Origin of the sequence: Larkinella punicea (genome assembly GCF_003334855.1) — a bacterium.
Taxonomy (GTDB): Bacteria; Bacteroidota; Bacteroidia; order Cytophagales; family Spirosomataceae; genus Larkinella; species Larkinella punicea.
On the sequence record NZ_QOWE01000007.1, the window covers coordinates 301,416 to 310,753 of the forward strand.

Annotated in this window: 7 protein-coding genes; 3 read left to right on the plus strand and 4 right to left on the minus strand. The window is 51.7% G+C overall.

Going from position 1 to position 9,338, the window contains the following annotated elements; translation table 11 throughout:
• Window positions 1-425: 425 nt before the first annotated feature.
• The 4 genes from DUE52_RS10800 to DUE52_RS10815 form a co-directional block, all read right to left on the minus strand.
• A complete protein-coding gene (locus DUE52_RS10800; protein WP_114406015.1) occupies window positions 426-746 on the minus strand; it encodes a hypothetical protein in 321 nt (106 codons plus the stop codon).
• Window positions 747-969: 223 nt separating this feature from the next.
• On the minus strand, window positions 970-2,217 hold the full coding sequence (locus DUE52_RS10805; RefSeq protein ID WP_114406016.1) for an NAD(P)/FAD-dependent oxidoreductase: 1,248 nt from the start codon (window positions 2,215-2,217) through the stop codon (window positions 970-972).
• Complete coding sequence (locus tag DUE52_RS10810) at window positions 2,214-3,215, minus strand: 4-hydroxyproline epimerase (protein ID WP_114406017.1); 1,002 nt, start codon at window positions 3,213-3,215, stop codon at window positions 2,214-2,216. Before DUE52_RS10810 ends, DUE52_RS10805 begins: the two co-directional genes overlap by 4 nt.
• Before the next feature lie 24 nt (window positions 3,216-3,239).
• The gene (locus tag DUE52_RS10815; protein WP_114406018.1) at window positions 3,240-4,151 is read right to left on the minus strand and encodes a dihydrodipicolinate synthase family protein; all 912 of its coding nucleotides are present in this window, start codon (window positions 4,149-4,151) and stop codon (window positions 3,240-3,242) included.
• A 326-nt stretch (window positions 4,152-4,477) separates the two neighbouring features.
• Between DUE52_RS10815 and DUE52_RS10820 the strand changes: the two genes are divergently transcribed.
• From DUE52_RS10820 to DUE52_RS10830, 3 genes are read left to right on the plus strand one after another with little or no spacing between them, the layout of a single operon-like run.
• Window positions 4,478-5,341, plus strand: a complete 864-nt coding sequence (locus DUE52_RS10820) for an AraC family transcriptional regulator (protein WP_114406019.1) — start codon at window positions 4,478-4,480, stop codon at window positions 5,339-5,341.
• A gap of 5 nt (window positions 5,342-5,346) precedes the next feature.
• Window positions 5,347-7,530 carry a S9 family peptidase gene (locus DUE52_RS10825; protein ID WP_114406020.1) on the plus strand — a complete coding sequence of 728 codons (2,184 nt, stop codon included), beginning with the start codon at window positions 5,347-5,349 and terminating at the stop codon, window positions 7,528-7,530.
• A gap of 36 nt (window positions 7,531-7,566) precedes the next feature.
• Window positions 7,567-9,303, plus strand: coding sequence for a M1 family metallopeptidase (locus tag DUE52_RS10830; RefSeq protein WP_114406021.1), 1,737 nt, complete (start codon window positions 7,567-7,569; stop codon window positions 9,301-9,303).
• Window positions 9,304-9,338 lie beyond the last annotated feature (35 nt).

Consider the following 9,338-nt stretch of genomic DNA (forward strand, 5'->3'; position numbering starts at 1 on the left):
CGTGTGTGACAGTAAAAAGTAAGGTGGGTAAGCCGATACGATCGATTTCATGAACAGAATACATAAGTAGTTTTCCCTACAAATAGTATACTAAATGGTAACTTCCGGATAAATAACGGTGAAATTTTTTCTGATTAATCCTACTTTTCCCAAACCGGCCGGTCTCTCTTATCCACGTCCTGTAAGCCGGTGCCGTAAATTCTGCCCGGGAAGGCATGGTTATTCCAAAAACAGTACCAGCGGTTTGAAGCAGAATCTGAACGAAAAAAAAGAGGGGAAATTAACCAGAACAATCTGTAATTATCAGACATTCACAACACAAATATCGTGCTAATTTCAATACAAAAATTGAGGATTCATTTAATTTCTTTCTTGTATGCGGGGCAGCCTGTAACCGATGGCCAAACAGTAGGGAATTATACTTACTACGACTGAGTTTCCAGGGGCAACTCGGTCTGGTAAATATCGGCAAAACATTCCTGCAATTCGTGAACATAATGCAGATATCGGCGGCTGCTGACGCACAGCCAGCAATTGAGACCGGGGACTAATTTCAGATCCTGAAAAAACCAGAAGTGACGGGCGGCATCCGGGCGAAAGCCGAATGAGGTCAACCATTGCTTGGTCAACCGAATGGGTTGAGGACGGTGATGCGGCAGGATTTCCTGCAACAATTTTTCAGTAAACAGCGTCGGTTCATTTCCGACGTAATAGTATCGGCCAACTTGTGGCGGGCTGATTTTCATGGCATGGGATCGGTAAAATCACGAACACACAAAAGTAGAGGGTTTATTTCAAATACGGCAAGTGAATTAGATCGTGAAAGTTACTTTTTTTTACTGTTTTTGTCACCATTTATTCACTAACGGTATAATCCCGCCTATTTATCTACGGTTTTGGCCTTTTTTATTCTGTGTCGAACGGATTCTGGCAAAAATGGCTACGAATTTTGCTTTAATCGTTACTTTTTTATCGGAACCGGTCCGGATTGAACGGACGCAGCTCCATGGCCGGTGCGCGGTTGTCGAGACAGTCCGCCACCAGTTTACCAGAAGCGGGTCCCAGGCTCACACCCATCATCCCGTGTCCGGTCGCTAAAGTCAGGTTTTCAAAGCCCGACACCCGACCAATATACGGCAATCCGTCGGGCGAACAGGGCCGCAACCCGCTCCAGACCTTCGACACGTCCGGCAGTTGAGCCGGCAGATCGGGATAATAGTTTTGGATGGAATTGACAATGCCCCGCACCCGGTTCATGTTAACGGACAAATCGGTTCCGGCTACTTCGAGCGTACCGGCAAACCGCAAATCCGCCCCCATCGGTGTGGCCGTGGCGCGGGCTTCCAGCATGATGGCCGGAACCCGGATGTTCGGACGCTGGTTTCGCAGCATGAAACTGTAGCCTTTGCCGCCCTGCAACGGCAGCGAAATCCCCAACAACCGCATCAAGGACGGTGACCAGGAACCGGCGGCAATAACCACTTCGTCAACGGGATGCTCCGCCGAAACCGTTCTGACGGAAGTAATCCGGGAGCCTGACCGGCCAAAATCGGTCACCGATTGGTTTTCCAGCAGCGTAACGCCCCGGTTTTTCAAATACGCAACCAGCGAGCGAATCAACTGACCGGGGTTCAAATGCGCATCGCCGGGGTAATATACCGCCCCCCGGACGTCTACCCGGGCATCCGGCTCCAGATCCTGCACCTGCACACCCGACAATTGCCGCGCTTCAATACCGGCGCGGTTGGCCACTTCTGCTTCCTCGGCCATTTCGTGTTCAGCAGCAGCGGTTTTATACAACATCAGAAGTCCGTCTTCCTTCCAGCCAAACGACAGGCCATCGGTCCGGGCGAGTTCCTGGTACAGCTTCTTGCTCAGTAAACTAATGTCACGCAGCGCCGGAATCGCCCGCTCGACGTGTTCGGGCGTCGAATGCTTGTAGAAGAGCCAGCCCCAGCGCAGAAGATCGGCACTCAGGCGGGGTTTGATGTAAAACGGACTGGTCGACCGCAACAGCATCCGCATGCCTTTGGCCATCATCCCCGGCTGCGCCAGCGGAATAATGTGACTCGGCACAATCATCCCGGCATTGCCAAACGAACAGCCGTCGGTCAGCGTGTTTTGATCGAAAACCGTTACTTTATAACCCGCCTTGTCCAGATAATAAGCTGAACATAAACCGATTACTCCACCACCAATAATACCGATGTGTCTCATATTACCTGAAAACCATGTACGTAAGGATCGTCTTCATCCAGAATAATATGATTGAAGCCGTGAATAATGGCCCAGCCTTCGATGCTCGGCACGATGGCGGTTTTTCCGGCCAACTCGGTTTCCTGCTCGATTCGGCCCGTAAAAATGGAACCGATAATGCTTTCATGTACAAAATCCTGACCCGGTTTCAGCCAGCCTTTGGCGTACCATTGCGCCAGCCGGGCCGACGTGCCGGTGCCGCAGGGCGAGCGGTCGATGGCCTTGTCGCCGTAGAAAACCGCATTCCGGGCCGTCGACGTAGCCGCCAGCGGTTCGCCCGTCCACAGAACGTGGCTCAGCCCGTTGATGGTCGGGTTTTCGGGATGCACAAACGCATACTGTTGGTTCATTCGCTCCCGCATCACCCGCGCCCAGGCAATGAGTTGTTCCGCCTTGAAATGCTGTAAACCGGCAAAATTGGGTTGTGGGTCCACAATGGCGTAAAAATTCCCGCCATACGCAACATCGACCGTCAGCGTTCCTAAATCCGGGCAATCGACCGTCAGCCCCTCGGCCGCCAGATATGACTTGATGTTGGTGATTTTAACCGATTTTACCTTCCGCCCCTCCTGCCGGTATTCGACCCGCACCAGGCCTGCGGGAACCTCCAGGTTCAGAACGCCCGGTGTTTTCGGCACGACGAGGCCCTGCTCGATGGCCACCGTCACGGTTCCGATGGTGCCGTGGCCGCACATCGGCAAACAGCCGGAGGTTTCGATAAACAGCACGCCCACATCGTTGGCGGGGTCGCTGGGTGGATACAGAATGCTACCCGACATCATATCGTGGCCGCGCGGTTCGAACATCAGACTCTTCCGAATCCAGTCGTAATCGCGCAGAAAATGCTGCCGTTTTTCACTCATCGTCGCACCCACGAGGTGCGGAATACTCCCACCGGTCACCACCCGAACGGGATTGCCGCAGGTGTGGGCGTCGATGCAATAAAAATTATAGTTCATACGAAGGGGTGAGCGAAAAGGCGACTACACCGTTTGCAGTTCGGGGCGGATCGCCAGGGCAGCTTCAATAATGCCCAGTACCCGTTCCCGCTCTTCTCCCTCCAGCGTCAGCCGCGGGGCGCGAACGTATTCCGAGCCGATGCCGGTGGCCGTGGCGGCTAGTTTGATGTATTGCACCAGTTTCGGCTGAATATCTAGTTCCAGCAGGGGCATAAACCACCGGTAAATCCGGATCGCTTCATCGATTCGACCGGCCTTCACCAGTTCATAAATGGCTACCGTTTCCTGCGGGAAGGCATCGACCAAACCGGCCACCCAGCCATCCGCGCCCGATACCAGCGCTTCCAGTGCCAGCGTGTCTACCCCACCCAGCAAACTGTAGCGATCACCAAAGGCATTCCGCATCCGGGCGATGTTGGTCAGGTCGCGCGTCGATTCTTTCACGGCCCGAATGTTCGGCAAAACCGCCAGTTCCTCAAACATGGCCACGGTGGTCATGATTTTGTAATCGACCGGATTGTTGTAAATCATGATCGGCAGCGACGTTTCCTGCGCGATGGTTTTGAAAAACGCAACGGTTTCGCGGGAATCCGCAAAATACCGCATCGGCGGCAACAGCATCAGGCCATCGGCTCCGTTTGCTTCGGCTTCCCGCGCCCCCCGAACGGCTTCGCGCGTCGACGCTTCTGCTACGTTCATAATCACCGGAACCCGATTGTTGGTGGTTTCCAGCGCCTTTTCCAGCAAAGAAAGTTTCTCGGGGCCGGTCAGCGTACTGACCTCACCCAACGAGCCGGCAATGATCAAACCGTGAACACCGGCATCAAGTTGAGCCAGGATGTTTTTGGCAAACAGCGGCAAATCGAGTTCGTCGTCGGCCGTAAAAGGCGTGAGCAGGGCGGGATAAACCCCTTTCCAGGGTACGGAGATAGCCATAATATTCAGGGATTAATCGGAGTTGATTGGATGCGTGCCACCTGCACGCTTCAGGTAGAACAAATTTGGCAAAAAACCGAATGGCTCACTTCATAGAGATTGATTACTTCTGATACTTTTTTTGCCACTTTACGGTATAAACAGAAAATAATCAACCAATTATGTATCAATTTCAAAAATTATCGCTACTTTGTTTTGCATCACCGTCTCTATTAATCACATTATCCATTTTGAATCGATATGTTTTCGATAATCATCTTCATCAATGAGCAACATGCACCGCTCCACCATTTTCATTCCTGCCACCCTTCATTACCGGCTTTCCAATGAAACCGCTGCTGTTCCGGATTCCAACCGTTGCGGATCGCTCTTTTCGGGTTCAGGTCGATGACGGGTCTCATTTTTACGACCGGCTTCATTTTCATCCCGAACTACAATTGACGTTAATCAAGGAAAGTGTGGGTACGCAGGTCATCGGCGACCGCATCGACCGTTTCCGTCCGTACGATTTGCTACTTTTGGGGGCCAATTTACCGCATGTTTTTCGCAACGATCCGGCTTATTTTTCGGCAAAAACCGCTCAACGGGCGCTGTCGTATTCCGTCTATCTTCGTCCCGAACACCTGAAAGAATCGTTTTTCGGAATGCCCGAATTAAACCACCTCAGCCAGCTTTTTCAGGAAGCCCGGCACGGCGTTCGGATTCGCTTCAACGAGCCGGTTTCAACCACGTACTGCATGGAAGAACTGCACACGCTACGCCCTTTCGAGCAACTGATGGCGCTGTTAACGGTTCTGGATTGCATGGCGACCGATTCGAGACGGGAAATGCTGTCGATGACGGCCTATGAACAGCCCCGCCGACCCGACGATCACCAGCGGCTCGACAATGTATTTACCTATATTCTGAACCACTACGCTTCGCCCATCACCCTGGAAGAAGTGGCCGCTCAGGCTCACCTGACCGAAAGCGCGTTTTGCCGGTTTTTTCGTCTTCATACCCGAAAAACGTTTTCGCAATTACTGAATGAAGTCCGGATCGAACACGCCTGCCGTTTGTTGCAGGAATCGAAACTCCCGATCAGCCAGATTGCTTTTTCGTGCGGCTACACGAATTTGTCGAACTTTAACCGTCAATTTAAACTCATTACCAGCCTGACACCGGGTCAATACATCAAAGCCATTTTCTAAAAAATATGAGACGGATTCGTACACTATTTCTGTATATTCTTTTTTTACTCAGTGGTTTTCAGACTGCCAGGGCACAATTTCAGGGCGTCCGCTGGACTTCCGACGGAAACGCTTTTTTAAGTATCACCCCGGAAGCGGTTCTGCAAACCGACGTGGTTTCCGGGAAGGCAACCACCCTGATTTCCAGGGAACAACTCACCCCAACCGGCGCATCGAAACCGCTGACGGTGGCCCAGTTGGCCTTCAGCCGCGATTCTTCACACGTTCTGATTTTTACGAATACCGCCCGGGTTTGGCGCTATAACACCCGGGGCGATTATTATCTGCTCGATCGGAAAAGTAATCGATTGCGGCAGGTGGGAAAAGACCAGCCGGGTCAGTCACTCCTCTACGCCAAGCTGTCGCCCGACGGAACCAAGGTGGCGTATGTAAGCAAAAACAATCTGTTTGTGGAAGATGTGGCAACCGGACAAACCACCCCACTAACCACCGACGGCACCCGCAAACGCATCAACGGCACGTTTGACTGGGCTTACGAAGAGGAGTTCGGCTGCCGCGACGGTTTTCGATGGAGCCCGGACAGCAAGCAAATTGCCTACTGGCAGGTCGATGCCAGCACGATTCGCGACTATTTGATGCTCAATACAACGGATTCGGTTTACTCCCGCGTCATTCCGGTCGAGTACCCGAAAGTCGGAGAGTCGCCCTCACCGGTTCGCATTGGAGTCGTTGCGGCAACGGGCGGACCAACCCGCTGGCTGGCCATTCCGGGCGATCCGCAACAACATTACCTCGTCCGAATGGAGTGGTTCCCGAACTCGAATGAGCTGATTATCGAGCAATTAAACCGCAAACAAAACCAAAGCATCCTCTTTGTGAGCCAACCCACCAGTGGCTCCGTGACGCCGATCCACCGCGAAACCAGCGACACCTGGATTGATACGAAGGGAATCTGGAACCGGGGCAATCCCGCCGGTTGGGAGTGGCTGGACGGTGGAAAATCGTTTATCTGGGTTTCCGAAAAAGACGGCTGGCGGCATCTGTATCGGATCAGTCGCGACGGCAAAAAAGAACTTTTACTCACGCCCGGATCGTATGACATTGCCAGCCTCAATTACATCGATGAGCAAAACCAGTACATTTATTTCACGGCTTCCCCTACCAATCCCACTCAGCGGTATTTGTACCGTACGAAGATGGATGGTAAGGGAAAACCGGAGCGAATTTCGCCCGCGAATGAGGCAGGAACCCATGCCTACGACATCGCCCCCGGCGGTCGATATGCCCAGCATACGTTCAACAGTCATCAAGTGCCAATGGCCACAAACTGGATTCGGTTGTCCGACAATCAGGTCGTTCGTGCGTCTCCCCGCCCCACTTCCAGCCCGCAAACACCCCGAAATGTGGAATTTTTCAAGGTTCAAACCGCCGATGGCATTTCGCTGGACGGCTGGATGCGAAAACCCGAAAATTTCGACAGTACCAAAAAGTATCCGGTGGTTTTTTATGTCTACGGCGAACCGGCATCCACCACGACAAACGACGTCTTTTCCGCGGGCAGCAATGCCCAGTTTGACGGCGATATGGCCAAAGCGGGCTATTGCTACATTGCCCTGGATAACCGGGGAACTCCGGCGCTGAAGGGAGCCGCCTGGCGCAAAGCCATCTACCGGCAGATCGGGCGTATCAACGTTCGGGATCAGGCTATGGGGGCTAAAAAACTATTCGAACAACACGCCTATCTGGATACCAGCCGGGTCGCCGTCTGGGGTTGGAGTGGCGGTGGTTCAACCACCCTTCACCTGCTTTTTCAGTATCCCGAAATCTACAAAACCGGCGTCGCCGTGGCGGCTGTGGGCAATCAATTGTTCTACGACAACATCTACCAGGAGCGGTATATGGGCTTACCCCAGGAAAACCGGGAGGATTTTGTAGCGGGGTCACCCATCACCTACGCTAAAAATTTACGCGGGAATCTCCTCTATATTCACGGAACGGGTGACGACAATGTGCATTATTCCAACGCCGAAGTCCTTATCAATGAACTTATTAAACACAACAAACAATTTCAGGTGATGCCCTATCCAAACCGGACGCATAGTATTTCGGAAGGCGAAGGCACCAGCCGACACCTCCGTAGTCTATACACCCGGTATTTACTGGAACACTGCCCTCCGGGGCCACGCTGAGTGCGGATAAAATGATTTAACGCTGAATTTGACATCATGATTCATCAACTTTCTAAGCTCATCGGCCTGCTGGCGGCTGTGTGTTTTTCCTTTGCGGTTTCTGCCCAGAAGTTTGCGTTTACTCACGATGACACCTTACGCGGTTCAATCACCCCGGAACGGGTCTGGTGGGATCTTGCATATTATCATCTTCAGGTAAAAATCAATCCGGCCGACAGCGCGATCAGTGGCAGCACAACCATTCACTACCGGGTTTTAACACCCAACCAGACGCTGCAAGTCGATTTACAACGCCCCCTTAAAGTGCAGAAAATTGTTCAGGAAGGGAAGGAATTGGCTTTCAGGCAGGATGGAAATGCCTATTTTATAACGCTTCAGAAAAAGCAGGAAATTGGGCAAACCGAATCGCTGGTCGTTCACTATGCCGGAAAACCGCGGGTAGCCAAACGCGCGCCCTGGGATGGCGGCTTTGTCTGGAAACGGGATAAAACCGGGCAATGGTTTATTGCCACAGCTTGCCAGGGATTGGGTGCCAGTGCGTGGTGGCCCTGCAAAGATCACATGTACGACGAGCCCGACAGCATGCTTATCAGCATCACCGTACCCAAAGGATTACAGGATATTTCCAATGGCCGTCTGCGCGGGGTGACTGAGCACGACGATGGAACCCATACGTTCGACTGGTTTGTGAGTAACCCCATTAGCAATTACGGCGTCAATGTCAATATTGGCAACTATGTTCACTGGGCAGACACGCTTCAGGGTGAAAAAGGGCGGTTGACCCTGGATTTTTACGCCCTGCCCGAACATGCCGATTCGGCCCGTCGGCAATTTCAACAGGCAAAGCCCATGCTGAAAGCATTTGAGCACTGGTTTGGACCGTACCCATTTTACGAAGACGGTTACAAACTTGTCGAGACACCCTATTTGGGTATGGAGCATCAAAGTTCGGTGACGTACGGAAACCGCTTTCGGAATGGGTATCTGGGAAGGGATTTGTCGGGAACTGGTTTTGGACTTCTTTGGGATTTCATCATCATCCACGAATCCGGTCATGAGTGGTTTGCCAATAACATTACCTACCGCGACGTGGCCGACATGTGGGTACACGAGAGCTTTACCAATTACTCTGAAAACCTGTATACGGAATATTACCACGGAAAAGATGCGGGATCGGCCTATGTAATGGGAACGCGTGCGCTTATTCGAAATGACCGACCCATCGTCGGAACTTACAATGTAAACCACTCAGGTTCAGGGGATATGTATTATAAGGGCGGTAATATGCTGCACACAATCCGGCAAATTATCAGTGATGATACGAAATGGCGGGGAATTCTTCGGGGACTTAACCAGACTTTCTACCACCAGACGGTTAATGGAAAACAAATTGAGGAGTACATCAGCCAACAATCCGGCATCAATTTTCAGAAGGTATTCGACCAATATCTACGCGATAAACGCATCCCCACGTTGGAGTATAAATTAGTTAAAAACAAGATTCAGTACCGCTGGATAAACTGTGCCGAAGGTTTTAATATGCCGTTGAAAGTGTGTTTAAACAATGCCGGCCCTAATGAGCATCTCAACCCAACTACGCAATGGCAGACATTACCCATCTCGGGTATCAATTCGTTAACTAGCGATCCTAATTATTATGTGTTTGTCCAGCGATCAAAGTGGATCAAGAGCAAAAGTTGTGGAGCATCTTGGTTTAAGCATATAACTGCGTTAATCGATAAAGGAAAAACTCGACGTTTCTTACCCCTCTGAACTGAGCCCGGAAGGCTTTGATCTTGGCATTGAAG